Annotated in this window: 25 protein-coding genes, 1 rRNA gene and 1 pseudogene; 14 read left to right on the forward strand and 13 right to left on the reverse strand. The window is 39.6% G+C overall.

What is annotated here, in order from left to right; translation table 11 throughout:
* Positions 1-176 precede the first annotated feature (176 nt).
* On the forward strand, positions 177-1,073 hold the full coding sequence (locus F893_RS14875) for a hypothetical protein (RefSeq protein ID WP_005252890.1): 897 nt from the start codon (positions 177-179) through the stop codon (positions 1,071-1,073).
* A gap of 422 nt (positions 1,074-1,495) precedes the next feature.
* On the opposite strand, the pseudogene F893_RS18330 reads toward F893_RS14875, so the two are convergent.
* The 3 genes and pseudogenes from F893_RS18330 to F893_RS14885 form a co-directional block, all read right to left on the reverse strand.
* Positions 1,496-1,621: pseudogene (locus F893_RS18330) on the reverse strand (integrase); the annotation flags it as partial.
* A 47-nt stretch (positions 1,622-1,668) separates the two neighbouring features.
* Positions 1,669-2,649: a hypothetical protein gene (locus F893_RS14880; RefSeq protein WP_212749306.1), complete on the reverse strand. Its 981-nt coding sequence runs from the start codon at positions 2,647-2,649 to the stop codon at positions 1,669-1,671.
* A gap of 72 nt (positions 2,650-2,721) precedes the next feature.
* Positions 2,722-3,690: an IS30 family transposase gene (locus F893_RS14885; RefSeq protein WP_081398964.1), complete on the reverse strand. Its 969-nt coding sequence runs from the start codon at positions 3,688-3,690 to the stop codon at positions 2,722-2,724.
* Between the two features lie 382 nt (positions 3,691-4,072).
* Here F893_RS14885 and F893_RS14890 point away from each other — a divergent pair, with 382 nt between their 5' ends.
* Positions 4,073-4,369, forward strand: a complete 297-nt coding sequence (locus F893_RS14890; RefSeq protein WP_004281614.1) for a pyocin activator PrtN family protein — start codon at positions 4,073-4,075, stop codon at positions 4,367-4,369.
* Here the strand turns inward: F893_RS14890 and xerC are convergent.
* Positions 4,335-5,471 carry a site-specific integrase gene (xerC, locus tag F893_RS14895; RefSeq protein ID WP_005252908.1) on the reverse strand — a complete coding sequence of 379 codons (1,137 nt, stop codon included), beginning with the start codon at positions 5,469-5,471 and terminating at the stop codon, positions 4,335-4,337. The genes F893_RS14890 and xerC overlap by 35 nt on opposite strands.
* Before the next feature lie 131 nt (positions 5,472-5,602).
* Between xerC and dusA the strand changes: the two genes are divergently transcribed.
* Positions 5,603-6,628 carry a tRNA dihydrouridine(20/20a) synthase DusA gene (gene dusA / locus F893_RS14900; RefSeq protein WP_005252910.1) on the forward strand — a complete coding sequence of 342 codons (1,026 nt, stop codon included), beginning with the start codon at positions 5,603-5,605 and terminating at the stop codon, positions 6,626-6,628.
* A 50-nt stretch (positions 6,629-6,678) separates the two neighbouring features.
* Here the strand turns inward: dusA and F893_RS14905 are convergent, their stop codons facing one another.
* Complete coding sequence (locus F893_RS14905) at positions 6,679-7,191, reverse strand: hypothetical protein (protein WP_005252911.1); 513 nt, start codon at positions 7,189-7,191, stop codon at positions 6,679-6,681.
* A gap of 228 nt (positions 7,192-7,419) precedes the next feature.
* On the reverse strand, positions 7,420-8,694 hold the full coding sequence (gene coaBC / locus F893_RS14910; RefSeq protein ID WP_005252912.1) for a bifunctional phosphopantothenoylcysteine decarboxylase/phosphopantothenate--cysteine ligase CoaBC: 1,275 nt from the start codon (positions 8,692-8,694) through the stop codon (positions 7,420-7,422).
* Between the two features lie 113 nt (positions 8,695-8,807).
* On the opposite strand from coaBC, the gene radC reads away from it, so the two are divergent.
* Both radC and F893_RS14920 read left to right on the forward strand, forming a co-directional pair.
* Positions 8,808-9,509: a RadC family protein gene (gene radC / locus F893_RS14915; protein WP_005248144.1), complete on the forward strand. Its 702-nt coding sequence runs from the start codon at positions 8,808-8,810 to the stop codon at positions 9,507-9,509.
* Positions 9,510-9,574: 65 nt separating this feature from the next.
* Complete coding sequence (locus F893_RS14920) at positions 9,575-10,486, forward strand: bestrophin family protein (protein WP_005252913.1); 912 nt, start codon at positions 9,575-9,577, stop codon at positions 10,484-10,486.
* A gap of 84 nt (positions 10,487-10,570) precedes the next feature.
* Here F893_RS14920 and F893_RS14925 read toward each other — a convergent pair whose 3' ends face one another.
* The gene (locus tag F893_RS14925) at positions 10,571-11,422 is read right to left on the reverse strand and encodes a PHP domain-containing protein (protein WP_005252914.1); all 852 of its coding nucleotides are present in this window, start codon (positions 11,420-11,422) and stop codon (positions 10,571-10,573) included.
* Positions 11,423-11,466: 44 nt separating this feature from the next.
* On the opposite strand from F893_RS14925, the gene F893_RS14930 reads away from it, so the two are divergent.
* From F893_RS14930 to mnmC, 4 genes are read left to right on the forward strand one after another with little or no spacing between them, the layout of a single operon-like run.
* Complete coding sequence (locus tag F893_RS14930) at positions 11,467-12,078, forward strand: septation protein IspZ (RefSeq protein WP_004281606.1); 612 nt, start codon at positions 11,467-11,469, stop codon at positions 12,076-12,078.
* 28 nt (positions 12,079-12,106) lie between these two features.
* Positions 12,107-12,409 carry a YciI family protein gene (locus F893_RS14935; protein ID WP_004281605.1) on the forward strand — a complete coding sequence of 101 codons (303 nt, stop codon included), beginning with the start codon at positions 12,107-12,109 and terminating at the stop codon, positions 12,407-12,409.
* Positions 12,410-12,414: 5 nt separating this feature from the next.
* A complete protein-coding gene (locus F893_RS14940; protein ID WP_005252915.1) occupies positions 12,415-12,924 on the forward strand; it encodes an SH3 domain-containing protein in 510 nt (169 codons plus the stop codon).
* 39 nt (positions 12,925-12,963) lie between these two features.
* A complete protein-coding gene (gene mnmC / locus F893_RS14945) occupies positions 12,964-14,862 on the forward strand; it encodes a bifunctional tRNA (5-methylaminomethyl-2-thiouridine)(34)-methyltransferase MnmC2/FAD-dependent 5-carboxymethylaminomethyl-2-thiouridine(34) oxidoreductase MnmC1 (RefSeq protein WP_005252916.1) in 1,899 nt (632 codons plus the stop codon).
* Between the two features lie 173 nt (positions 14,863-15,035).
* On the opposite strand, the gene F893_RS14950 is transcribed toward mnmC, so the two are convergent.
* Complete coding sequence (locus F893_RS14950) at positions 15,036-15,350, reverse strand: rhodanese-like domain-containing protein (RefSeq protein ID WP_005101788.1); 315 nt, start codon at positions 15,348-15,350, stop codon at positions 15,036-15,038.
* A gap of 91 nt (positions 15,351-15,441) precedes the next feature.
* On the opposite strand from F893_RS14950, the gene F893_RS14955 reads away from it, so the two are divergent.
* Positions 15,442-15,930 (forward strand): YajQ family cyclic di-GMP-binding protein, encoded by a 489-nt coding sequence (locus F893_RS14955; protein WP_004281601.1) that lies wholly within the window; start codon positions 15,442-15,444, stop codon positions 15,928-15,930.
* A 28-nt stretch (positions 15,931-15,958) separates the two neighbouring features.
* A complete protein-coding gene (locus F893_RS14960; protein WP_005252918.1) occupies positions 15,959-16,462 on the forward strand; it encodes a DUF4442 domain-containing protein in 504 nt (167 codons plus the stop codon).
* Between the two features lie 59 nt (positions 16,463-16,521).
* Here F893_RS14960 and F893_RS14965 read toward each other — a convergent pair whose 3' ends face one another.
* From F893_RS14965 to F893_RS14975, 3 genes are read right to left on the reverse strand one after another with little or no spacing between them, the layout of a single operon-like run.
* Positions 16,522-16,962 (reverse strand): acyl-CoA thioesterase, encoded by a 441-nt coding sequence (locus F893_RS14965; protein WP_153566559.1) that lies wholly within the window; start codon positions 16,960-16,962, stop codon positions 16,522-16,524.
* 5 nt (positions 16,963-16,967) lie between these two features.
* Positions 16,968-17,399 carry a thioredoxin TrxC gene (gene trxC / locus F893_RS14970; protein ID WP_004281598.1) on the reverse strand — a complete coding sequence of 144 codons (432 nt, stop codon included), beginning with the start codon at positions 17,397-17,399 and terminating at the stop codon, positions 16,968-16,970.
* Positions 17,400-18,296 (reverse strand): alpha/beta hydrolase, encoded by an 897-nt coding sequence (locus F893_RS14975; RefSeq protein ID WP_004281597.1) that lies wholly within the window; start codon positions 18,294-18,296, stop codon positions 17,400-17,402.
* A gap of 125 nt (positions 18,297-18,421) precedes the next feature.
* Here F893_RS14975 and F893_RS14980 point away from each other — a divergent pair, with 125 nt between their 5' ends.
* Positions 18,422-18,757, forward strand: coding sequence for a protein tyrosine phosphatase family protein (locus F893_RS14980; protein ID WP_004281596.1), 336 nt, complete (start codon positions 18,422-18,424; stop codon positions 18,755-18,757).
* Positions 18,750-19,172, forward strand: a complete 423-nt coding sequence (locus F893_RS14985) for a protein tyrosine phosphatase family protein (protein WP_005252921.1) — start codon at positions 18,750-18,752, stop codon at positions 19,170-19,172. The genes F893_RS14980 and F893_RS14985 overlap by 8 nt, the downstream gene beginning before the upstream one ends.
* 187 nt (positions 19,173-19,359) lie before the next feature.
* On the opposite strand, the gene F893_RS14990 is transcribed toward F893_RS14985, so the two are convergent.
* On the reverse strand, positions 19,360-24,483 hold the full coding sequence (locus F893_RS14990; RefSeq protein ID WP_005252923.1) for a hypothetical protein: 5,124 nt from the start codon (positions 24,481-24,483) through the stop codon (positions 19,360-19,362).
* A gap of 171 nt (positions 24,484-24,654) precedes the next feature.
* Here F893_RS14990 and F893_RS14995 point away from each other — a divergent pair, with 171 nt between their 5' ends.
* A complete protein-coding gene (locus F893_RS14995; RefSeq protein ID WP_004281593.1) occupies positions 24,655-26,046 on the forward strand; it encodes a dihydrolipoyl dehydrogenase in 1,392 nt (463 codons plus the stop codon).
* A gap of 175 nt (positions 26,047-26,221) precedes the next feature.
* On the opposite strand, the gene rrf is transcribed toward F893_RS14995, so the two are convergent.
* Positions 26,222-26,336 (reverse strand): 5S ribosomal RNA (gene rrf / locus F893_RS15000).
* Positions 26,337-26,352: the final 16 nt, after the last annotated feature.

The raw sequence follows: 26,352 nt of genomic DNA on the forward strand, positions 1-26,352 counted from the left end.
TTAAATTAAAAACTTATATTGCCTAAACATTGTTTATTTATACCCCCCTTATCCCTTAGTAGAAAGCTTTTAAAAATATAGTGCAAAACAAGGGGAAATAGAGTGAAAAACTTAGTAGAAAGTATTGTTTTTATTACCTAAAGTATGACGTAAGCTTTTTAAAAACAGGATACAAAATGCGCAATTCTGAACTAGACAATCTTAAATCATTCCTGACACAACTTCGAGATGAAGATCTTATCTGGGCACTATATGTCTATCATCGCCCAAATATTGATAACTATCGCAGAATACGGGAGAGCAACGATGCTATAGAAAAAGACATCGCAAAACTGAACAGCCTAGATAAACTCAGGAACATAAGTAAATTTATAATTGATGAAATGAATAATAGTAGTGATGATAATATCTATTATTTTTTACGTGATTTAAAGGATTTTCAATCTAGAATCAAAATACATTCTTTTGACTTTAATAAAATTAAAGATAATCAAAGATTCTTACAATTTGCATGCAAAGTCTTGCATGAAAAAGAAGGAGATCGCTTAATTTTAGATATAAAAAACCTATACTTCCAGCTTCTTTATCTGGCTTATACAATCCCTATTTATTATGAAGATTCTAGATCAATTGAAAATATATATTATCGATTTGACAAAATATACACAAAATTCAACAATCACTTTAAATCACCATGCTCTGATTTTCTTGTATGGGCTAAAAAGTATATTAATGAAAACTCAGAATTTAGAAGATACAGAAGAGATGCATCCCATGTATCTGAGTATGAGACTTTAATTAACTCAATATTTGATATTATCTATTATGAAGATGAAAATATTCACTATGCTTTAAGAAAAAAATTATCTAACGCGTGGTATCAAAAAAAGCACCGTGAGGAGAAAAAGGTGAAAAAACCTCACTATTACGCATTAACTAAAAGAGCTAGAGAAGCGTTGCTTACATTAGCTTTCAAGAATGGTGTGTCAGAAGAGCAAATGATCGAAAGACTCATCAATGAAACCTATGCCAAAGAATGCTGTTCAGTCGATGGAGAAAACCTATATTTGTAAAAATAATCTCTCCACCAGTCACACCCAATCTAGTCCATTGTATAACTAAGATTGGGTTTGTGCGTGCAGACCGGCTTTGTTGCACAAAGATTTCATAACTATATGATTTAAAAAGTTTTGATTATTTTTTGATCCAAAATTAAATTTATTTAAATCAGATGCTTACATATTTATGCAACAGAGCCGATCAATAGTATAGATACGCTGATAATCTACTTTTCCAAAGCTTCCAACTTGGCGTTAGACTTAATAACTGCAATGACTTTTTCATGGTCACTTAAATTATTCAAATCTACCAGCTGCGACATTTTTGCATTTGATGCCAATAGCCTATTTTTAAAGATTTCTAATTCGATAAATAGCATTGTTATCGGTAGTGTAAAAATGACCCCCTAACGGCATTTAAAAACTGACCCCCTTGGTTAATATTGCGCTCGGTTATATGCCGAGCGAATTCTGTTCTGTGACACATGAGCAAGCTGCCGTTCAATGGGATCGGGATTAAACAAATTTAATTCGTTCACAACTGGACTGAATAGCGCTCTCAAACAGTGTTTGTTCATTCAACCTGTATAAATAAGCATGCTCTAATATTTTAAAGTTTAGCCTTAGCTGCTTGTAACTGCTTCTTGAAGAATGCATTAGAATTCGGATTATAGTAAAAATCATGAATAAAAACTCTTTCGTTCATTCCATACATTTTTTCTTCCACCAAGCACTCTATAGTTATACGTATAAGCCTGTAAATTTCATAGACACGATCATAGCAGTCAAATATAGTTTTTTCAGACACAGAGAAACCAAATTCAGCTAATTTTTTTCTTGCGAGCTTGGCACATGAGATATCCGAGTCCACAACATATTGAGGGGACTCTTTGAACAATGGTTTATCGAGATTATTACCTTTCTTAAGTATCAAATGCCATGCACCGATTAAGGCAATCCAATTAGCCGAACTATCTGAGAAAATAGGATTATGTCCTAATCGCTCTTCAATATTTATTAGAAACTTGTTCAGATCATTCTTAGTCTTTAGCTTATAAAATCCATCATATTCAATCCCCTTTAATGACTTGGCCTTCCCCCTAGCCTTAATGGCAGCTGCTACTTTTTCATAATCTTCCAAATCATTTAAGTTAACAATTTGATCTTCGGAATAATACTCTGCAATTAAGTTATTTTTAAAAACGTCAAACTCTAGAAATAACATCGCCCTATAGAAAAGTTTATTTAAAAAACTCTCATTGATGACTTTATTCTTTTTTTGATATTTAGCTAATGTTAAAAAATTAAAATCTAGAAATTTACTAAGTACCCCTATAGTTATATTATCGTACTCAAAATATAGAACTTGACTTACAATTTTAAATGCAGCAGCACTAGTAATTGACTGGATTGGAATTTGGATTAATACTTCATTTAAATCTTGCTTATAATGTTCTATTTGAAAACCCAATAACTCTATTTGTTGAATTAGGTAGGCACGATATTTTTCTTGCATTTTAAAATAGATATCATCTTTAATTAATTCACCCTTTCCAAAAGTTAACTCAAAATCTACTCCTATTAATAACAAATGTTTGTAATGTTCCCCTATCAACGCGCCTTCAGACCTTCGATAAGCCAATAAATCAATAGCTGGGCGAATTCAAACATGAGGTGCGACAGTTTGAAAAGTCTTATGATAATCAACAAGCTGAGCAAATTTCTCTAATGGTGTAAGCCAATCTAACGCTTTTCTAGGACGAGTATTCAGTGACATGGCAACTTGATTTAAATAATGCTGATCTGCCTGATTTAAATCAATCCCTTTAGGTAAATATTGCCTAATTAAACCATTCATATTTTCGCATGTGCCTTTTTGCCAGGGTGAATGTGGGTCACAGAAATATACATCTATGCCTAAATCTTCTTCAAGTATTTTATGTTCTGCCATCTCGCGTCCACGGTCATAGGTCAACGTTTTACGCAGTTCTGCAGGTAAATATTTCAGAGCTTCAGTTAAAGCCTTGCGCACTGATTCTGCCTTTGCATCAGGTAATGTTGCCAAGATACAGAGCCGTGTATTTCGTTCAATAAGTGTTGCTATCGAACTTTTATTGTCTTTACCTTTAATTAAATCAGCTTCCCAATGACCCGGTATTTTTCTTTCTTGAACTTCGGCTGGGCGCTCATGAATAGTTTTAATATCCTGTAATATAGAATCTTTTTTAGGTTCACCGTTAGCTTTTCGCTTTTTATTTTCATGACGCAGACAGGATAATAAGTCTTTTTTCAACTCACCCTTTGGTAATGCTCGTATCGTTGAATAAATCGTTGTATGGCTTACATTCATTGTTTGATCCAAATCAGGAAATGTCTTTAAACGCTTTGCTATTTGCTGAGGAGACCATAAACAACGGATCGCTTCAACAATAAATTTCCAGAGGATTGAATCGATTTTGAGTTTTCTGTGACCACGTCTACGTCTAGCGAAGGTGTTATCAGAAGCATATTGAGCTTGATAAACGTCATTGATGCTATTTCTTTTAAGCTCACGATAGATCGTACTAGGATGTCTTTTAATGAGTTCAGCAAATTTTCTGGCTGAAAAGCCTTCTTTTCTTGACTCAAGCATTAATGCAGTACGATCTTCAAAGTTAAGATGATGGTATGACAATTTTATATACTCCATAAACCCTTTAAATTAATTAGGTGGTTTATGTCGCACTTCAAGTTTTACTCTGCCCTGCTAATAACTGACTATATATACTTGACTTCTCTTCTGAGAAGCTCTGCATGGCTGCCACATCATGAAAATATAAATAATCTAATAGTCTGACTGTGCTGTTTTGAAAATCGTTAAGTTTTGGCATAAGTGTGTATTCTTAAAAAAGTTCCCCTTATTTCAGAATTATTACCCATTTCATCTCATTTACAATTATTTCAGTGAATTTTGTTAGCTATACCTTAGTTGTATGACTAAAGATTCAAGAATTAACTTTTAAAAGAGTAACCAAATGAACAAAGTACAAATGAATTTATCAGATTATTTATTCATGCAATTTAAAACCATGACTCCCACTCTTGAACAAGTGGCAGCCATGTATTACCCCCATCTAAGTAAAGCAAAAATATTAGAAAAAGCGAGAAAAAAGGAATTTCCATTTATTTGCTACAAGATAGATGAAAGTCAAAAATCACCATACTTAGTTGATATTTTTGACTTAGCTTTTGTTTTAGACAAACGTTACAACGAACAAGCTAAAGAGTATGAAATTTTTACGAAGTCAGCTCTAACGAATTCTCAAAATTAAGGGTCTGTTTTCTTCGTTTAACTGATACATACCTTTCCAAACTCCCCCATGAATCGTGCAAACTAATTTGCTGTATCTGGGGGATAGTGAAACCTTGCTCAGCTAAACGGGTACACCCTTCATGTCTCAAATCATGGAATTTTAAATCATCTATTCCAAGCAACTTACAAGCTTTTCTAAATTCACCACCTATTGTTTTTGGACTAAGAGGTATCAGATATTCATCGCCATAGCCTCTTTTCAACATTCTAGCTCTAACTTCCTGCTCCGATAAAAGCTCAATAATTTTTTTACACTGAGGTAATACATTAAACTCCTTATGATTCCCTTTAGAGCCTGTTGGGTTTTTCAAATCACGTATTTTCCATGAGTTGTTATGAATGTCAAAATCACTTAATTCCATTCGAGTTATTTCCGCCTCACGTCTACATGAGTAAATTGCAAACCAAATAATCAAATGCATTGGATAACTGTAAGCAGGATTATTCCATTTATTGACAAAATACTTCGTCAATGCCGCCAACTCTTCATTCGTTGGAAGCCTATCTCTTTTTTGACTTGATGAAATTTGGCGTGTCTTTCTTAATTGTGCTGTTGCCTTATCGAAAGAATTTAGATCAATATCTATATCCCACATTACCGCTGCATGAGATAGCACCCCTCTAATATGTAAAAGCTCATGCTGGAGTGTACTAGATGCAACAGGAGCGAGTCTTAGATCTTCAATGCCTTTTTTGCGTAGAGCTACGTGTTCCGCAATATGAGTCGATTTAATTTTTGTGATAACATGCCGCGCGATTGGAAACTTCTGAATAAGTTTGAGTGAATATGTTTTAGTTCGTCCATACTCAGCTCCCACTTCCGCCAAATATTTCGAAATAGCGTTAGAAAGAGTTAGATCTATTACATCTTCTTGACCAAACAAAATTTCAGGATTTTCTTCTATTTCAGCTTCCCTTTTTGCTAACCAAATTGCTGCAACTTTCTTCGATCCAAATGTTTTACTTTCTTTATATATTGGTAAATCTTTTCGATTGATTCGAATTTCAGCACGATAGCGTATTGATCCATTGACTAACTTACGCTGCGTGATTGTACCCATTTTTACGCCTTATGATATTTTTACTTATTATGGCGTATTTATGGCGTAAATCAAATTTTAAAAAGAGCAAAAAAAGATGAAATAGATGCAAATAAATTCAACACAACACTGATTCAATAGGTTGATTTTCAATGAGTATTTTATCAAAACCAAGCAACACACAGAATCCTCGAATCAGTGTTGCGCCGATGATGGACTGGACCACCAAAGACTATCGTTTCTTTGCACGTCTGTTTAACCCGAATGTGATTATGTACACCGAAATGGTCACCACGGGTGCAATCATTTACGGTGATGCCAAACGTCATTTGGACTTTAATACGGAAGAACAGCCAATCGTGTTGCAACTCGGCGGCTCGAATCCAAAAGATCTAGCCACTTGTACCAAGATGGCACAGGATTGGGGCTATAATGAAGTTAATTTAAATGTAGGTTGCCCAAGTGACCGGGTACAGAATAATAAAATTGGTGCCTGTCTGATGGCGGAGCCTGATCTAGTCGCAGAATGTATTGCTGAAATGCGTCATGCGGTGGATATTCCAGTGACCGTAAAACACCGGATCGGTATTGATGATATGCACTCTTATGAAGAGATGTTGCATTTTGTCGATACCGTGGCCAAAACCGGCTGCAATAATTTTATCGTGCATGCCCGTATTGCTTTATTAAAAGGTCTATCACCTAAAGAAAACCGTGACGTGCCACCCCTACGTTATGAAGATGTCTACCGTTTAAAACAGGATCGTCCTGATCTGCTGATCGAGATCAACGGCGGAATTAAAACCTATGCCGAAACGCTGGAACATCTCCAACATGTGGATGGGGTGATGATTGGCCGCGAAGCCTATCATAATCCTTACTTACTGGCTGAACTGGGCCAACTGTGGAATCTGGATGCACCAGACCGTTTTGACATTATGCAACAGATGCTGCCTTATATTGCCCAGCGCATGGCCGAAGATGCACCGTTGTCGATTATTACCCGTCATATTTTGGGACTGTTCCAGAACCTGCCGGGTGCACGCAAATGGCGTCAGGCTTTAAGCGGTGGCAATGCCAAAACCTTGAAAGATGTAGAAACTGCTCTCTTTAATATTCAGGAAGCGATGCAGCGTACTGAAGATTATGTACGTGAACATCAACAAGTTGAATCCTAAACACAAAAAGCACCGATCATCGGTGCTTTTTTATGGCGATTGCGCATGAGTTATTGTGTATACGCCGTGATATTGCCGACCGGAATCGGCTCTTCCTGATAAGAAACGTCTTGTAATGCAGGTTCAGCTACTGGTGTGATCAGAGAGCCGGAGATATTCTGATTTGGTTCATCTACAGGCTCTAGATCATCCAAGGCTGAGGCCAGTTGCTGTAATTCCCGATCCAGTTGCTGACGATATTTTTCAATTTCAATTTCATCAATAAAAGCAAAGGCATCATCTTCAATCGACCAACTATATCCCCCATCCACCTTAAAGACTTTTACATGAATGGGATATTCCTCACCCTGATAATTCAGATGAGAAATGGCCTGAAACTCATTCCCCTGACGCTGGACAATTTTGACCTTTTTCACGGTAAAACGATAGTGTTGATAATCTCGATTGGAATTAAATTCACGTTGCATCTGCGTTTGAATATTTCTGGCCAGTTCATCCATCGAGACAAAATAACTGCATCCAGCCAGACAGGCGACCATCCATAACATCATGATTTTTTTCATAGCGCCCCTCTTTTTTCTTTCCACTTCCTGCTTATAGTCGATATATGCAGTATTTTTATCTTTGTTTATTCTGTGACCCATTTTATGCTTTTTTGCAAAAACAATAAACAAACAGCGCTTCGATTAAGACTAAATATTTATGGTTTATATAGTTTTTTTGAATTAATGATAAAAAATCAGCCATAAAAAAACCCTGATGGATTCAGGGCTTTTTCGATACAGATCGTTTTAAAAATCATCATCACTGGATGGATCACGATGCAAGGCATCATGAATGGCTTCGATCAACTGCTGGGCAATCTCCTGCTTGGAGGCTTTTTCCAGATCACGTTTGTCCAACTGATAATGCTCGGCAAAGAATACTGTCATGGCATTTTCATCTGAAGCAAATCCGATATCCGCACGTGAAACATCATTGCAGGCAATCATATCCAGCTTTTTCGCGACCAGCTTTCCAGCAGCATATTCTTCAATATTGCGGGTTTCTGCAGCAAAACCGACCATAAATGGACGTTTTTCCTGCTGGGCAATAGTGGCAACAATATCCGGATTTTTCACCAAGGCTACATTCAGCTCATCCCCGGATTTCTTGATCTTATGCTCGGCTACTTCTGCCACACGATAATCGGCTACTGCAGCTGTCGCAATAAAGATATCGCAACCATTTTCCAGCATCTGCATGCTTTCATTCAGCATTTGTACAGCAGAAGAAACATTCTTACGTTTCACACCATTTGGGGTTTCCAGACTGACCGGCCCTGCAATCAGGGTGACATTTGCTCCGGCTGCATAACAGGCTGCTGCCAATGCAAAACCCATTTTCCCGGTACTATGGTTGGAAATATAACGTACCGGGTCAATCGCTTCACGGGTTGGACCAGCTGTAATCGTGACTTGCTTGCCCGCCAGCAGGCCAAATTTTTCTGCAATCGCGCGCTGAGCCTTATGGAAATATTCTGTGACCTGACGTGCCAGATCTTCCGGCTCCGGCATACGTCCCAAACCTACATCACCACAAGCCTGTGATCCCGCGTCCGGCATGATCACATGCACACCATCTTCGATCAGTGTCGCAAGATTGCGCTGCGTTGCTTTGGCTGCCCACATTTGCTGGTTCATGGCAGGCGCTACCCAGACGGGTGCTTTTGTTGCCAGATATAAAGTGCTGAGCAGATCATCAGCCAGACCTGCGGCAAATTTTGCCAGGGTGTCACAACTGGCTGGCGCTACCAGCAACAGATCTGCCCAACGTGCCAGTTCGATATGGCCCATGCCTGCTTCTGCTTCAGTATCCAGCAATTCGGTATGTACGGGATTGCCCGATAAGGCTTGAAAAGTTAAAGGTGTAATAAAAGCCTGTGCACCGTGAGTCATGACGACCCGCACATCAAATCCGGCATCTTTCAGACGGCGAACCAGAATTGCACTTTTATAGGCAGCAATACCGCCAGTGACAGCCAAAATGATATTTTTATGAGGAATTACACTTAGATCAAAGCTCACAAACAGATTACCTTGCTGTTGCAGTGGGGCTCACAATAGCATTAAATAATCGCATTCCCAAGAGATCGGCTTGCGGGAAAACTGATAATTCATAATAAATAAGTCTAATAACTATGCAATTTTCTATTAAAAACTGGCCAGAACAAGAACGGCCGCGAGAACGCTTAATTCAATATGGTGCAGAAAGTCTGTCCGATGCCGAGCTACTAGCCATCTTTCTGCGTTCGGGTTCCCAGCAACATTCGGCAGTTGATCTGGCGCGATTGCTGATTCAACATTTTGGTCATTTGACTGCGTTGCTCGATGCACCTTTACAGGAAGTCAGCCAGTTTCATGGCATGGGCATCAGTAAATATACCCAACTGATGGCCGTCAAGGAACTGGGACGGCGTTACATAGCCGAGCACCTGAAACAGGATGCACTGGAACTTACCAATTCCAAGCGGTTGAGAGATTACTTACGTTTTGAACTGCTCGGTGAAACTCAGGAAGTGTTTGCCGTGCTGTGTCTGGATGCCAGTTTAAGAAAAATTGCCTTTAAAAAACTGTTTTATGGCTCCATCAATGCATGTGATATTTCTATTAATCAATTGCTACGTTATGCCATTAGCCAGCAGGCAACCTCAATTGTCATTGCACATAATCATCCGCTGGGTCGGCCCTCTCCATCCAAGGCTGACCTGGCATTGACCCGCCAGATTCAACAGGCTTGCCAGCTGGTAGATATCCATTTAATCGACCATTGCATCATTGCTTTGGAGGGCAGCTTTTCCTTTGCTGAGCAGCAACTCATCAAACCGGAAATGCAGTATTGAATAGCACTTGACAAAGCAGGCACAACTCCACAAGATCATGAAAAAAATTGTGATGATTCCAATAAATGATCGTACGTGACCAGCCGACTGTTTTTAAACTGCTGTTTTCTTGGCGGGGGACGATTTTACCTAAAGTTTTGCCACCTTTAGGCGTAGTGATGCTGATGTCAGCCATCATCGGTGGCTTGTCACATATTGGTTATTTTCGTTTTCCAGAATTACCCCTGGTCGGCTTTACCCTGATTGGAGTGGTACTGTCGATCTTTCTCGGATTTAAGAACTCGGCCTGTTATGACCGCTGGTGGGAAGCGCGCAAACTTTGGGGCATTTTGATTGCCAATTCACGTCATTTTGACCGTGATTGCCGGATGCTGTCTCAAGGTCGCCGTGAACGTGTAATTCAGCATGTGATTGTCTTTGCCAATGTCCTCCGTGACCGGCTACGCCATCAGACAGCCAATCCGACGGAACTTGTGGAAACCAGCGGCATGAGCCAGCAGGCTGTGACCCAGCTCTATCAGCAGGCCAATGCGCCGCAATATACCTTAAGCCTGATTCAATGGGAGTTAATGCAGGCGCTCAAAGAAGGTGAAATCTCCGACATCATCTATATGCAGATGAATAATCATGTAGCAGAACTAAGTATTGTCCAGACTGGTTGTGACCGGATTGCAACAACGCCTTTGCCTTTTGCCTATTCGGTCTTGCTCAATCGTACCGTCTATTTTTTCTGTTTTATTTTACCTTTTAGTTTAGGTTCAACGCTTGGTCTGTTTACGCCTTTACTGGTTGGAATTTTGGCTTATACCTTTTTAGGATTAGATGCTCTAAGTTCGGAAATTGAAGAGCCTTTTGGTACTCAGAGTAATGACTTGCCGCTGGACTCGATGGTACGTACGATTGAAATTGAACTGTTAGGGACTTTAGGTAAACCGACGCCACCACCGATTCAGGCTCAAGATCATAATTTGCTTTAATTTATAATTCTCTCCTCGCCCTTTGTTATTAGTAGCGAAGGGAAAATCTTCTCTCAAATGAAAAAGATCGAGGTAAAGGAATGACTAAACAAAACTCTCCCAAATCCCGACCTGCCCCGGTTTAAGACTCGGGACATTGCCCAGTTTAATCCAGGGCATGTGATCGCCATGAAAATCACTGCCAATCGAAACTTTAAGATCATATTCAGTAATCATTCGATCCACCATCTGCCGGGTGGAACTTGGTTCAATCGCCGGTGGCAGCTCGACGGCATCTCCACCGAACTTGGCAAAGATCTCGATCAGGTAGCGAATATTGGTCGCAGATAAATCATATTTGGTCGGATGTGCCAGCACGGCGAAGCCGCCACTTTCATGAATTACCTGAATGGTATCTTCCAGACTCAAGCCATCAAATTTGACATAGGCTTTCTTACCTTCCTTGATGTATTTATCAAAAGCCTGTTGCGGACGCGTCACAATCCCCTTTTCTACCAGCGTTTTGGCAATATGGGTCCGTGTCACCCGATCAGGGATATGGTCGACTTTGACCAGTACATCAGCATAAATATCTTCACCAATTAAAGGAACCAGCAGATCACAAATCTGTTTAGAACGTTCAGCCCGGATTTTCTTTTGCTGATTGAGGGCTTTTTGTAAAGGCTCAGGATTTTGCATATTTAGCGCGACGATATGCACGCCATAGTTTTTCTTGGTGGCAGGACGTGACCATTGGCTGGATATTTCCACCCCGGAAATGATCTTAATCTCATGATTTTTGGCAGCTTCTTCCGCCAATACCAAACCGTCCATGGTGTCATGATCCGTCAGGGCCAAAGTATGGACAAGTTTTTCCACAGCCGCTTCGACCAATTGCTGAGGACTGAAAGTTCCATCAGAAATATTACTATGTGTATGTAAATCTACGCCGTGCATCTCTATACTATGACATTTATTTGATCAGATTTAGATACTCTAACATGAAAGCACTTTTAGACTTTGTGCCACTCATTATTTTCTTTTATTTATATAAAACTGTAGATCCAAAAGACACTGACCATCAATTGCTGCAATTGATCGGTTCTGCGGGGGGTGTCGACAATAATAATATTCTTGTTGCAACCACAGGTCTGATTATTTCCATGTTGGTCGTCTATGGTGCGTTATTTGTCATACAAAAATTCCGTCTGGACAAGCAGCAATGGATTGTCTTGTTTATGACGGTGATTTTTGGTGGCATCACTCTGATCCTCAGCGATGATTTCTATATTCGTCTGAAAGCCGTGTTATTGAATCTGGTCTTTGCAGGTGTCTTTTTCTTATCCCCTTGGTTTAGCAAGGATAAAAAGCCTCTGATCCAGCGGTTATTTGGTCCAGTATTCAATCTAAGCGAAAAAGGCTGGTTCAAGCTGAACTATGCTTGGGTTGCCATGTTCGTACTGATGTCATTTCTGCATACCTTTTTCGCCTATTTGTGGATGGATGGAAAATATTGGGGCGAATTTACCGCATTCGGTGACATGATCGTGATGTTTTCCTTTATCATTATTCAGTTTATTGTATTGCGCAAATACTTTAAGACCGCTGAATAAGTCCAACTACAAACGATTGAGAGTCATCATGCCATTATTCGTCGTTAGCTGTACCGATCGGGAAGGTACAGTTGAAAAACGCCTCGCGATTCGTCCACAACATCTTGCACGTCTGGAACAGTTAAATGCTGAAGGTCGCCTGATTGTTGCAGGTGCCATGCCTAAAGATCCAGCCAATCCACAGGCCGGTTTTTATGGCAGTACCATTATTGTCGATTTTGACAGTCGTGAAGCGCTGGATACATGGCTACAGGATGAACCTTTCTTAAAAGAAGGGGTGTACGAACACATCGATGTCAAACCATTCAATAAAGCATTCCCTCAAGGATAAGGTTCATGCGTGTTGTTACTGCCAGTATCATTGGCCTATGTTTTATGATTTCTCCAGTATGGGCAGTCGAAGTTGCGCCTGCTCCTGTGACTCAGGGAAATCAGACAGCACAACCTCAAGGGACAGCAGTGACTGTCCAAACCCAGTCTACGCCGAAACCTGCCATTATTCCTGCCGTAGCGTCTTCTGCCCAATCGGTGACACCTGCTGAAAATAAACCGTTAACCGCAGAAGAAATCGCCAAGCTCAAAGCCCAGCAAGATGCCAAGGTAAAAGCCTTAGTCAAAGATCAGGCCACCCGTTTGCAGCAACTGGAAAAAGCCAATCTGGAAGCACTATCGCAAAATCAGGAATTGCAGCTCAAGAATGACAATCTAGGGGTTCAGGTACAGGTACTGCAAAGCGAACGCAGTGCCCAGATGTTCCTCTACGGCGCTGCAACCCTGGCTGTGGGGGTATTGCTCGGCTTCCTGATCGCGAGCTATGTTTATACCAAACGTCGCCGTCAATGGTAAGCTATAGCCCTTCCCGATATCTTTAAGGTTGTACCCGTTTTGTCACACGCAATTCAAACTGCTGATCTGGATTGGCAATTGGTGGATGGTATTGATGTGCCTGTATCCAAGCAATTTGGTGATGTGTATTTTTCCAAAGACAATGGCTTGCTGGAAACCCGGCATGTCTTTTTAAATGGCAATGATCTCAGTACGCGTCTGGCAGATTTAAAACCTTTTGAATATTTCTGTGTCGGTGAAACGGGTTTTGGTACTGGTTTAAATATTCTGGCCCTGTGGCAGCTCTGGCAACAGGTGCGTCCGGACAATCACAGTCATCTGCATGCGATTTCAGTTGAAAAATTCCCTCTTTCTAAAACCGATCTGATTCGAGCCTTAAATGCCTGGCCAGAACTCAAGCCTTTAGCTCATCAACTCATCTCTCAATATCCGATGCCAATTGCCGGCTGTCATCGTCTCAGTTTTCCTGAAGAGCGATTCAGTCTGGATCTATGGCTGGGTGATGCATATGATGTTTTCCCGGTAATTGAAAAAACTGCGCCGGTGAACGCTTGGTTCCTGGATGGTTTTGCGCCTTCCTGCAATCCAGACATGTGGGAAGAAAATGTTTTAAATAATATTGTACGTTTATCCGAGATCGGTACCACTTTCGCCTCTTTCAGTGTTGCTGGCGTCTTAAAACGTGGCTTAAAAAATCATGGGATTTCAATTTCCCGCCCACGTGGTTTTAAGCATAAGCGTGAAATGCTGAAAGCGATCTGGAATCCGGCTGAGGAAAGCAACCCATCTTCAGCGCAGGAAACAACTCAAAAAAAAACTGAGCGAGATACAAAGACCAATATCAGACCTCGTCAAATCGCTGTGATTGGCGCTGGAATCGCCGGTTTAAGTACAGCCTGGGCATTCGCTCAACGTGGTCATCAAGTCACGATTTACGACCAGTCAGCGCCACTCTCAGGAGGTTCTGGCAATCCACTGGCTTTGCTCAATCCCAAACTCTGTCCGGTTGAGCAAAGTGCTGAACATCTGATGACATTGGCCTGGCAACATGCCTTAAATCATTACCAAAAATTTAAAGCTTTCCGCCCGCTTCAGGTCAATCAGCTTGCCTTAAAAAATCCTGAACAGCTGTTGGGACTAGCAGATGAATATCCTGAAGAAATTCTTGCTGTACAAGATACAGAAGATCAAGAGGTTCAAACCGAATTTCCAAGTTTAAAACTATTAGAAGCTGGTGCAGTTTCACCTCATCAACTGCGTGAGGAGATTTTGCTGCATCCTCATATTCAATATCAACAGGCCAAAATTAGCCATATTGAAGCGGCTACAAAACCTCAGCTCTTTTCAGATGAACAGGATCTAGGTGAATTTGATCATGTCATTGTCTGTACTGCGCGAGAAACAGCACAATTCTTTGCAGATTATCCAGTTTTGAAACCGATTCGCGGACAGGTCAGTTGGCTTAATAATCAAGCGCAACCTTTAAGCCAGAATACAGCTTATAGTTATGGCGGCTATTGTATGCAACTGGATGCTGAATATCTAATCTTGGGTGCTTCTTTCTATCCAGGTCGGGATGATATCGAGGTATTAGCAGAAGACCATGTGCATAACTACGAACTGATCCACAGTGTATTCCCAGAATATGCACAATCATTAGCTTCTACCGAGACCTGGCAAGGTCGTGCATCGGTACGCGCGCAAAGTCAGGATTATTTCCCCCTACTGGGTAAAATGAAATCGGATCAGGAAATTTACAGCTTTGCCGGTCTAGGCTCCAAAGGTTTTCTGTTTGCACCACTCTGTAGTGAAATTCTGGCAGCCCAGATTCTCGGCGAAGCCTGTCCAGTTCCATCCAGTTTAGTAAAAAAACTCAGTGTGACCCGTTTTCAAAAGAAAGTGAAAATGAAGAAACCGTATTTTAAGCTACAAATTTAATTACTATTTTGAATGAATCCCCCTAAATCCCCCTTTAAAAAAGGGGGGACTTTTCTCTATTTTTATGAATAAATAGAATAGATGTAGCTCCTCCCTTTAGAAAAGGGAGGTTGGGAGGCATTAAATCTCACCCATTAAAAAAGCGCCTTGCGGCGCTTTTTTTGACAGAATGCTTATACACCCTGTTCAAGCGGTAAGCCTGCATCACGGGCAGCACGAGTACCACCCATCAGAATGACATATTCACGTGAGCTGTCAAAACCCTCTAGTTTTTCCGCAGCACGTGGAGCTTTACTGCCCCCACCACACAAGATGTAAATGGGTTGATCCGCTGACACCTGAGTTAGGCTTTCTGCTGAAAGATCGTTAATGGGCTGATTCACCGCCCCTTTCACGTGTGCTTCAGCAAAAGCACTTGAATCGCGTACATCCCAGATAATTGCATTTTCTGGGAACTCAAATGTTGTAATTTCTTGTTTACGGATCATTGCGCACTCCTTTGATGTAAACAACACTTGGCAAATGAAGAAAACATCCCTAGCATCTCAGATATTCTTTCCCTTTGTAAAGGTCTAAACTATGCCTTCTTTCGATATTGTTTCTGAATTAGAAATTTTTGAAGTAAATCATGCAGTTCAAAACACCCAAAAAGAAATCGCGACCCGCTTTGATTTCCGTGGTCAGGACGTTTCTATTGAACTGAATGAAAAAAACAAGGAAATCAAAATCTCGACTGAAAGTGATTTCCAGTGTGAACAAGTCTATAGCATGCTGGAAAGTCATTTCTTTAAACGCAAAGTCGATATTCAGGCGCTTGACCCACAAAAAATGACGGCTTCTGGCAAAAATGTGATTCAGGTGATCAAGCTTAAAGATGGTCTTGACTCAGATACCGCAAAAAAAATTAATAAAGCCATTAAAGAAAGTGGGATTAAGGCGCAATCTTCTATTCAGGGCGACAAGATTCGTGTGACTGATAAAAAACGCGATACCTTGCAGCAAGTAATGGCATTCTTGAAAGAACAGCAATTTGGTTTGCCTTTACAGTTCAATAACTTTAAAGATTAAGACTATCCTGTGTCTTGAAGAAGGAATTATGGCAAAGAACAACCGATTAGCCAGATTAGTCAAAGCCACTGCACGATTACCGCAAGGCATTCGTACTGCTTTGTTAAGTAAAACTTTTGGCCGGGTGGTCCCGATGGTCGGCTCTGCCAAGATTCGTTATGAGGAAATGAGTGCGTCCAAAGTGGTAGTAAGTATGGCCAATCATAAAGCCATGCAGAACCATATCGGACAAATCCATGCATGTGCAATGGCCCTGCTGGCAGAAACAGCAACAGGATTTGTAACCGCAATGAATGTACCGGATAGCGCAGTGGTTTTGATTAAGAGTCTAAAAGTAGACTTTAAACGTCCGACCAAAGGTGCCCTGACGGCAGTTGCTACCTTGACTACTGAACAGCAACGGCTTATGCAAAGTTCAGACAAAGGTGAAACACTGGTTCATGTTATGGTAAGTGATGAATCAGGTGAAGCACCGATTCAATGCGAGATGCTCTGGGCCTGGATTGCCAAAAAGCAATTGAAGCAGACCTGATATCAATACAGACAAAAAAAACCCCAGATCATTAATCTGGGATTTTTTATTTCAAGTCATCATTGTGCTGTTTGGGATTCTAAAAGCTTCTGTTTTGCTTCTTCTGGAATCAGACGTTTGTTACCTTTGACATCTACCGCAACGAAAGTAAACACCCCTTCAGTTACCCGAATTGGTGGGCGTGAATCATCATGACTGTCCCAAACCTCGATTTCCATCTGGATAGATGTCTTGCCAACTTTTAAAATTTTGGTATAACAACTAATCACGTCCCCGACTTTCACCGGGACCAGAAACGTCATCTGGTTAATTGAAATCGTGGCACAACGTCCCTTTGAAAATCGCTCTGCGTGAATCGCGCCTGCCAAGTCCATTTGTGAAACGATCCAGCCACCAAAGACATCACCACTCCAGTTGGTATCTGCAGGCATTGCGATCGTCTGTAGGGAAAGAATCCCCTCTGGTCTTACTTGAGAATCTGACACTTTCACTCCAGGCATTTGAATTAGGGTTGGGTATTTAACTGCTGATCAAGCCATTTTTGCAGCTCGCTTGACCGTAATGCACCGCTTATTCTAGCAATTTCGTTGCTTTTATTCATCAACACCAGCGTCGGAATACTGCGAACATTAAATGCCGAACTTAAGCGAGGATTCGCTTCTGTATCAATTTTTGCAAAAACCACATTTGGATATTGCTTCGCGACCGTCGCAAAATGCGGTGCCATCATTTTACAGGGACCACACCATTCTGCCCAGAGATCAATCAGGATTGGCAAGTCACTATGCGTGACAAACTGGCTGAAATTCTGCTCATTCAGCTCAATTGGTACCAGTGGAATCAGGGCTTGATGACATTGACCACAAGCAGGGTTGGCAGTGAGTTTATCTTCAGGGACACGGTTTTTGGCCAGACATTCCGGACATACAATAATCATCTAGCGCACTCCAATATGTTGATGTAAGAATTCTAATTGGGTCGAAACTGCTTTTTCAAACCATTCCCCATGATAAATATCAAAATGCCGGATATTCCACTCATGATATTGCACAAATGGTGCAATATTGGTCGCAGCTTCACGACTGGATTCAATGGGAATCAGACTATCCAGTTTTGCCGCAATAAACAGGACTGGAATGTTAATCTTTCTTACTTCCTGAATTGGCCGATAACGCATCAGCTGAAAGAATGCCCGTGCAGGAATGTGACCACTCCAGTAATAATCCGGATTGACAATCGACAGATAGCCTTCATAACTGTCCTGCGTCGGCATAAAACAGAGTTCATGCGGGTCAACCACAGGTAAGGTCTTCGGTGCCATACCGACCTTGGCCCCCATATAATCCTGACTGGAAACTTTAAGCGCCTTGGGGAGTTGCTGTAAAGGATATAGTTGGGCACTTTCAGCCCCATCGACAAAAGGTACCTGTACCATCGCCGCCTGAATATTTTTCAGCTCCGCTGCAAGCGTCAATATATGCCCACCACTTAAGGCCGTACCCCAGAGCACAATCCGTTTACTGTCAATCGATTTGCGTTCCTGAATATGTCTGATCATGGTTCGCCAGTCATCGAGCTGGGCATTAATCGACACCAGTTCACGCGGGCGTCCGGTGCTACCACCCCAATAGCGATAATCAAATAAAACCACCGCATAGCCGGCACTGGCAAAACGCTGGGCATATTGCACCAGTTTAAATTGACGTAAGGCAGCCAGACCATGAGCCATCAAGATCACGGCCGGTTTTTCTATATTTTTAGGCCGATAAAAATCTGCAGCAATCACGTCCTGACCGCTTTTAACATACAGTAGTTCAACTGTATAAGCCTGCATACGCGCTCCATTGCGTTATCTTATGGTTATCATCATTTATAAAAATTTCAGAACAGGTTCAGCATGTTTTCAGCTTAATGCTATCATAAAGCATATCGATATAAATGAAATGATGGAGTGGCGTCATGAGCGAAAATGTAGGTTTTGCTGGTCAAATTGGTCCGGAACACGTAACTCAAGTGGTTGAGAAAGGTTTTAAATCGATTATCAACAACCGTCCGGACATGGAAGGGGGTTCCGAGCAGCCGACCAGTGCACAAATCGAGGAAGCTGCACGCAATGCCGGTCTGGATTATGTATTCCAGCCAGTAGTAGCCGGTCAGATTACTGAGCTTGATGTACGCACTTTTGCCAATCACTATAATGAGTTACCAAAACCGATCTTGATGTTCTGTCGTACTGGAAACCGCTCGAATAACTTATATCAACTGGCAAAACAGATGGATCTGCTGGATGACTAATTTGTTCTGGAAAGGTGTGGTACTGGCCAGCTGTTTAAGCTGTGCCTCACTGGTTGTTGCTGCAAATAATCTAAGCCATGCACTGACCTCTACAGTCAGTGTTTCAGGGCAAATGACCACCAACAAGTTCCAGCAATTGATTCAACAAGGTTTCAAATCTGTGATTGTAAATCGTCCTGATCAGGAAACTGGTAATAGTGTCACGGTGAGTCAATTACGCTCCATTGCAGAGAAATCTCAAGTGAGTGTGATTTATCAGCCTGTAATGAGTGGCCAACTTTCTCAGGCGAATATTGAAGAATTTGCTCGATATTATAATGAGTTGCCTAAACCGATTTTGATGGTTTGCCGAAGTGGTACACGTTCAGCAGCTTTGTTTAATCAGGCTAAATCTCAAGGATTGATTCATGAATAAGTTATTGATTATTGCATGTTGTAGTTTGGCTTTTACAGGCTGTAACTCGATGAATTTGAAGCCGACTGTGGGTGTGAGCATGGGAACATCAATTTAGTTTTTTAAATTTTAGTTCCCATAAAAAAACAGCGCCGAAGCGCTGTTTTTTTTGAATTATAGGTAAATTTTATCTACAATTCATTAAATTTTAGGGTGTACACTCTGAAGTATTTGTACCAAATGGACTAATTGCATTAATCGAATAAATTCCATTGAAATTCTTATCATTACCTTGCTGGTTACGTAGAAGATGAGGATAACTATTTGACATTCTATACGAATTTGATTCTGCTGTAGCATCAATACGTACATTTAACCATTGAGCATACGTTTTTGGATAAGTTATTACAAAATTAATTTCACCTGAATTATTTGTAACCCCAGTCCATGTCGCATCATTACTTGCCTTAAACTTAACAACATCTAATGCTACATTCGCATTTGTGACTTGGGTAACATCTACAGCAAAGTTACAGTGCAAGCTCTGATTAACTAATTCAGGATTAGCAGCATTATCACCTTGATAATATCTTTGACCAGCAAACACCCATTTCATTTCACTAGTTGGAGGAGTTATGGAATTTGTTGGTGCTAATGCCCATAAATTTTGCCCTCTAATATAACTTTGAGGTTTAATTTCAAAGCTTACATTCTGTTCTTTTACTAAATTTCCAAGTTCATCTTTTACTGTAGCTTTTAACGTTTGCTCATAAGCATTACCATTGGCTACAGGTTCTAAATGATTATCTGTAATATTAATCACTAGATTGTTAACAGATTTTCTGACTACATCCAGTATATGAGTTTGGGTAGCACCTGAAAAACTTGCACTCAGCTCCAAATCTTCATTGATAAAAGCAGTCTCAGTATAATTACGACGTAAGCTTTCATCAATTTTAATGATGAATTTAGCTTCACCATTATTATTTGTCACAATCCCGGAAGCGCCTTGAATATAAGCTCCATTGAAGTTCGAGTTCTTTAAATTCAATGTAATATATTCATTAGAAACTGCTCCACCAAACTGATCACGTAAACTGACGCTAACAGTTGCCGTTCCATCGACAACATTAATAGTTGATTGATCTGGTTTGATGAAAATATTGTGTCTTGGTGTAGTCGATGTCGGATCTGTAACATTTAAATGAAGAACCTGCTTCACATCAATACCATTCGTAGTATTAGTTGCATCTAAGGTAATACCACTTGCTATCAAAGCATCTTTATCAAAACCTTCTTTTGGAATATATAGGGTGAAGAAGCCTCGTCCATCTTCATCAGTTTTGACAGTCCATTTCTCAGCAATATTTTCTGGTAAAGGATGATTATTTTCATCAGAAGTATTTTCTTCAGTAATAAAGCCTACATTTTTACCTGTGGTGGTGTTTGTCTTACGTACAGCCAAGGTGACTTCTTCATTACGTACAGGATTATTAGAAGCATCGAGTAAACGTACAACGACAACTGTTCTGTCATCACCTGGATTCAAAGTGTTTTTAAAACTATTGATTTCAAGATGGTTTGGGTTTTCGACATCTTCAACTGTAAACGTTAAAATAGCAGGAATTTCATTACCCTTTGGATCTCGAATTACACCTGTAACTCGAATAGATTGTAATATATCCGTCGTTATACCTTTTGGTACCTCTAAGGCAAATTCAATTGAACTATCTGCTGGTATAAGCACACCCTCTATATCAACACCATTGGCTTTTAACTTAACACCAGCATCGATCGCTTCTTTATTCAAGCTTAATCGCATCGGTGTACCTGTAACAGTATTAACTCCCATTTCATCTTTAACAGCTGCATACACTTTAATTGTTTGCCCAGCTGTCACTGTTTTTACATCTGAGGTTAAACGTGGGTTTAACGCATTTGCAGGAGCAGTAATATTAATTGCACCTGTTTGCTGTAAACGGTCACCATTATTTAAGTTTGTACCTACTACAGCAAAGATAATGCCATTTTTGATCAAACTAGGGTCATACTCTCCCTCGGCTACGGTCACGGTAAATTCAGCTTTACCCTCACTATTCGTTTGAGTTGGTATATTGCTTAATGACACACGACTAGAAGTGAGACTAGATAAAGCAATTGCAATTGGTGTATTAGGAATTGGTTTTCCATTTTCATCGACTGCTTTAACTTTAACTCGTGTTTCACCACCAAGTACAGAAATTGTATCTAATGGTTTATCATCTATTGTAGTAAACAGAAGATTAGCTAAGTCTGGTAATACTTCAACCGGTTTCGAAAGTTCAACTTTTTGAACTGCTGAATATGATGAACCATCAGGGCGCTTACCGAGAATTGCAATTGTTAAATCATTTGCATCTAAATTTGCAATTTGTTCAGCTGTTTTTGGATCAATACTTATTTGGAATACAGCTTTACCTGCATTATCAGTAATAAGTGAGCTTGGAGTTAATAACTTTATACCATTTGGTAATGCAGCATCATTTAAACCAATTGAAACCTGCTGTCCAGCTAAAATATCCCCATTAATATCTTTAGCATCTACTGTGATACTAATTACTTTTTCCCCACCCTCAAGAGCCAGGGCATATTGAGATAAACTTACATTAAAATAATCCAACACTTTTGGTAAGGTAGCAAATTTAATAGCAATATTATCTACCTTATTAGTAATAGCAGAACGAATAGTAAATTCTACGCCTGCTTTCGCTAAATTAGCTTGTGTAGATGTTCCATCATATTTATAACTATATATAAATGTCGCATAGCCTTCTGCATCTGTAACTTGTTCAGCCTGACTCACAAGGCTTAATTGCAAAGCTTTCATATCTGTACTAGATAAGGATGATTCAATATTTACACGTGCATTAACGAGTGGGTTTCCTTTATCATCTAATGCTTTTGCTCTTATAACAATATTTTGATTTTGAACGTAACTAAATGCATTAGTAATAGGATCAATCATTAATTGAGCGACTTTACTGTTCGCTTCAGGATCAGTTGTAAATGCAGATAATTCAATATGTCTACTAATCTTTTTTGTATCTGATCCGATAGGAGTTACTTCAATATCAAAACCATTCATTAAGGCATCATAATCACTTTGGTTTTGTGCTTTAACTTTTAAGCTAAATACAGCCAAGCCATTACTATCTGTTGTCACCTCGGTTGGTGAGGCATAAGAAACACCTTTAGTTAGTGAAATATTGTCTTTCACATTTAAGTTTACTAATTGATTTGCTAAGGCATCTCCATTTTTATCAACTGCAGCCACTCGTACTGTTACTATTTTTTCTACACCCAAGATAATAGATTTTATCCCGTCAGTATCAACAGTTAAATAGTCCAGTTCTGGCTTAGCTTGTGTAGCAAAGTTAAGTTTAATAGATTGAGTTTTTTTACTGTCTCTAACTGCAGAGAAAACTATATTTACACCTTGTTCAGCAGCAATTCTTTGAGGCTCAGACCCATTATACTTATAATCTAGTTCAAATATTGCATAGCCATCATCACGTGTTGCTGCTTCTGCATTACCATTTAAGCTTAAACCCAAGCTTTGAAATTGTGTATTCTTATTTAATTGTAATTTTTCACCGATTAAAGGACTACCTTTTTCATCAAGAGCTTTAACTTTTACTGTAATAGTTTGATCTTTTTTATAGTCAAAGGTATTTAATATTGGATCGATCTGTAAATAATCAATTGTTTTTTCAGAGACAATTTCATTATCTACAATAATATTAATCTTATTGCTTGCACCATTATCTGCAGTAAAAGTTGCTTCAATACCAGCATCAATTAAAGCATCAATTGCCTTTTGTGTAGGTGTTGGTGTCAGAGAAATTGTCTTAAGCTTAAAAGTTACAAAGCCATTTGGATCTACATCACGAGTTGCAGCACCATCAAAAGTAACACCATTAGATGTTGCCCCTGCATTCAAGCTGAGAGTGATATTACCCTTAGAAGCCCCTAATCCTTTATAATTTATTGCTTTAACTTTAATTTCGACACTATCATTAACTGCATTCACTTTATATGCAGATGCGATTTCTAAACGCTGAATTGCCTCTTGATTATTTACACTACTATCAGCAGTTACGACCTGTACCGTTGCTTTACCATTAATATCCGGATTATTTTCGTATGTGGCAGTAAGCTCAATTCCTCTTTGTGAAAGAGCAATTGGATAATTCGAGTTACTCTTTAAAGTGAACTCAGCATAACCTTCTGAATTTGTTGTAGCCTCATTTTTATCAAGTTGGACCCCATAATATTTCGCGATTGCATCTACAGCTAACTTGACTTGGGTATTTTTTAAAACATTTCCTGCACTATTTTTTGCAAATACGAGAATTTTTGCTGTGCCATCTTTGGCTGCAATAGAATCTTCTGGTGTAATAATTTCGAGTTTATTTACTACACTTGAAATATCTTTAAATGTAAGAGACGTTACTGCATTTTTTTCAGCACGATACTCATCAATTAACTTAAAACTTAGTTTTTGTGAACTTTCAACAAAATTTGCAATATCATCTGATGTCAGATTCGGATTTGCACTAATTTTAAAAGTCGCTTTACCTTGAGTATCTGTTGTTACTGATGAACCTGTTTCAACTATAAATTTACCATTCATTTCAGGAGGTAAAGTTAATTCAACAGTCTGACCAACTTTTGCACCACTTTTGGCATCCGTTACTTGTAATACAACGTCAGTAGAGCCTTTTGGCAAATTTAACACTAAACCTTGTGGTACATTAAGATTATAATCACTGATAATTGTACTTGTTTTTTTGATATTCAATGTATAAGGAATTGAGACTGTAGTTCCTTCAACCTTTGCTGTTAGTTGAACCTTTCCAGTATCAGTTTGTAATGCAGGAATATTTAATGTAAATAATGCAACCCCATTTTCATCTGAAGAAACTTTAGAGTTAGTACTTTCTACCCCCAAATCTTCTCCGCCAATACTTAAACGTACATCTTTACCTGCGATTCCACCTTTATCTATATTTAATACTTTAACTGCTATTTTGACTTGACTATTATCTTGAGCAATCTGTAAAGGTTTGCCTTCAATATCTTGTAATGAAATACTAAGACTATTTGCTACCTTTGAAGTATCTGTTTCTGATTGATTGTTATCACTTGTATTCCCTTCCCCAGTATTGCCACTTGGAGAACCATTATTGTAGTAACCATCACTTCCCCCACCGCCACAAGCGACCAATGAAATTGATGTCGCTAAAACTGTTGTGTTTACCCCTAATTTTTTTAAATTTATAAACAAACTCATGATTTTTCCCACTAGATATAATATTTAAGCTGCCATAAAGTTAGTCTTCTGGCTTTTATACAAAATTTACTCAAATTAGCAAAAATAAGCAATGTAGTTACATAATTTACATCGAAAACATTGTAAATATTAAGGTAAATAGTTAGTTGTTGAGAACTGAGTAAACATTTTATGCATGACCTCATCATCATCGGCGCAGGCACTGCAGGAATAAGTGCCTATAACGAAGCCATTAAATACACCCAGAATATGTTAATTATCAATGATGGCCCATGGGATACGACCTGTGCCCGTGTAGGTTGTATGCCAAGTAAATTGCTAATCTCTTCCGCAAATCGCATGCATGATATTCAAACTGCTGAAGAACTTGCTTTAAAACATAATTCTATCATTGATCCTTCAGAGGTTATGCAACGCGTGCATGTCCTTAGAGAACGTTTTATTCGTGCAACCTTGAAAGGTGTCGATCAATGGGACAGCTCACATAAAATTTCCGGAAAAGCCAAATTTGTTGATCTCCAAACGATCGAAGTCAATGGACAATCCTATCGGGCCAAAAGTTTTATTGTCGCTGTAGGTTCACGCCCCAATATTGATGAAAATCTAAAGCAAAAATTAAAAGACAAATACATCACTTCAAATGAAATATTTGAGTTTTCCCAATTACCTAAGTCTTTAGCAGTGATCGGCAGTGGCATTATTGCAATTGAATTAGCTCAAGCTATGCAACGACTAGGTGTAAAAACCACGATGTTTGCGCGTAGCCAAAAACTAGGCGCATTAAGCAGTGCAGTTTTACAAAAACTGGCGCAAGAGCAATTCAGTAAAGAACTCAATATCAAATTTAAAATTTTGCCAGATAAAGTTGAAATACAATCAGATAAAGTAAAGATTAATTTTACAGAAAATGATCAGTCTAAGAGTATTGACGTTGAATATGTCTTAGGTGCCACAGGTCGACAAAGCAACATAGATCGTTTAGGTCTAGATCAACTCAATTCAACATTCAAGGACATCAAAAACCTTCCTATCGATAAAGAAACCAAACGACTTGCAAACCTACCTATATTTATAGTAGGTGATGCCGCTCCTGATGCACCCATTCAACATGAAGCCGCGCATACTGGTAAACAGGTTGTTCATAACTGCTTGAATTATCCCGAGGTAAAACCTATTTCTGCCTTAATCCCATTGGCGATTGTATTTTGTCATCCTGAAATGGCGATTATCGGAAAAAGTTTCAAGCAACTAGAAGATCAACAAATCGAATTTATTCGGGGATTTGTCTCTTATGAAAATCAAGGACGTGCACTAGTTCTGGCAGAAAACTCAGGCGGAATAGAAGTTTATATTGATAAAAAATCAGGTAAATTACTTGGTGCAGAACTCTTCTGTTCACAAGCAGAACATCTGGCCCATTTACTGGCCTGGATGATTGATGCCGACCAGGATATTCACCAGATCCTAAAGAAACCTTTTTATCATCCTACGCTGGAAGAAGGCCTTAGAACTGCCTTTAAACATGCTCGACGTCAGTTTGATGCATTGCAAGAACAAAGTTGAGCAATCCGCCCCTTACTCGATAAGGTTAATTATCGCTCTAGCTTCATATTGAACACTGTATAAAGTTAACGTTATATGAATGCTAAAACGTTATATGAATGCTAAATAGTCAAGACAATTATCTCGCCCATAAAAAAACACCCCCTGTTTGAGACAGGGGGATTTTCGAATAATGAGCTGGCGATGACTTACTCTCACATGGGTAATCCCACACTACCATCAGCGCTAAGAGGTTTCACTTCTGAGTTCGGGAAGGGATCAGGTGGTTCACTCTTGCTATGGTCGCCAGCACAACTGTTTATGGAC

Origin of the sequence: Acinetobacter sp. CIP 102136 (assembly GCF_000369685.1) — a bacterium.
In the GTDB taxonomy this organism is placed as follows: domain Bacteria; phylum Pseudomonadota; class Gammaproteobacteria; order Pseudomonadales; family Moraxellaceae; genus Acinetobacter; species Acinetobacter fasciculus.

Excerpts from the sequence above, each read along its gene's own strand:
- xerC (WP_005252908.1), bottom strand. The coding sequence starts at position 5,471 with ATGGGTACAATCACGCAGCGTAAGTTAGTCAATGGATCAATACGCTAT.
- F893_RS14885 (WP_081398964.1), bottom strand. The coding sequence starts at position 3,690 with ATGCTTGAGTCAAGAAAAGAAGGCTTTTCAGCCAGAAAATTTGCTGAA.
- F893_RS14965 (WP_153566559.1), bottom strand. The coding sequence starts at position 16,962 with ATGCCTGGAGTGAAAGTGTCAGATTCTCAAGTAAGACCAGAGGGGATT.
- F893_RS14995 (WP_004281593.1), top strand. The coding sequence starts at position 24,655 with ATGCATGACCTCATCATCATCGGCGCAGGCACTGCAGGAATAAGTGCC.
- F893_RS14925 (WP_005252914.1), bottom strand. The coding sequence starts at position 11,422 with ATGCACGGCGTAGATTTACATACACATAGTAATATTTCTGATGGAACT.
- dusA (WP_005252910.1), top strand. The coding sequence starts at position 5,603 with ATGAGTATTTTATCAAAACCAAGCAACACACAGAATCCTCGAATCAGT.
- F893_RS14980 (WP_004281596.1), top strand. The coding sequence starts at position 18,422 with ATGAGCGAAAATGTAGGTTTTGCTGGTCAAATTGGTCCGGAACACGTA.
- trxC (WP_004281598.1), bottom strand. The coding sequence starts at position 17,399 with ATGATTATTGTATGTCCGGAATGTCTGGCCAAAAACCGTGTCCCTGAA.
- F893_RS14985 (WP_005252921.1), top strand. The coding sequence starts at position 18,750 with ATGACTAATTTGTTCTGGAAAGGTGTGGTACTGGCCAGCTGTTTAAGC.
- F893_RS14950 (WP_005101788.1), bottom strand. The coding sequence starts at position 15,350 with ATGATCCGTAAACAAGAAATTACAACATTTGAGTTCCCAGAAAATGCA.
- F893_RS14940 (WP_005252915.1), top strand. The coding sequence starts at position 12,415 with ATGCGTGTTGTTACTGCCAGTATCATTGGCCTATGTTTTATGATTTCT.
- F893_RS14920 (WP_005252913.1), top strand. The coding sequence starts at position 9,575 with ATGATCGTACGTGACCAGCCGACTGTTTTTAAACTGCTGTTTTCTTGG.
- F893_RS14955 (WP_004281601.1), top strand. The coding sequence starts at position 15,442 with ATGCCTTCTTTCGATATTGTTTCTGAATTAGAAATTTTTGAAGTAAAT.
- F893_RS14990 (WP_005252923.1), bottom strand. The coding sequence starts at position 24,483 with ATGAGTTTGTTTATAAATTTAAAAAAATTAGGGGTAAACACAACAGTT.
- F893_RS14975 (WP_004281597.1), bottom strand. The coding sequence starts at position 18,296 with ATGCAGGCTTATACAGTTGAACTACTGTATGTTAAAAGCGGTCAGGAC.
- F893_RS14930 (WP_004281606.1), top strand. The coding sequence starts at position 11,467 with ATGAAAGCACTTTTAGACTTTGTGCCACTCATTATTTTCTTTTATTTA.
- radC (WP_005248144.1), top strand. The coding sequence starts at position 8,808 with ATGCAATTTTCTATTAAAAACTGGCCAGAACAAGAACGGCCGCGAGAA.
- F893_RS14875 (WP_005252890.1), top strand. The coding sequence starts at position 177 with ATGCGCAATTCTGAACTAGACAATCTTAAATCATTCCTGACACAACTT.
- F893_RS14935 (WP_004281605.1), top strand. The coding sequence starts at position 12,107 with ATGCCATTATTCGTCGTTAGCTGTACCGATCGGGAAGGTACAGTTGAA.
- F893_RS14890 (WP_004281614.1), top strand. The coding sequence starts at position 4,073 with ATGAACAAAGTACAAATGAATTTATCAGATTATTTATTCATGCAATTT.
- F893_RS14905 (WP_005252911.1), bottom strand. The coding sequence starts at position 7,191 with ATGAAAAAAATCATGATGTTATGGATGGTCGCCTGTCTGGCTGGATGC.
- F893_RS14960 (WP_005252918.1), top strand. The coding sequence starts at position 15,959 with ATGGCAAAGAACAACCGATTAGCCAGATTAGTCAAAGCCACTGCACGA.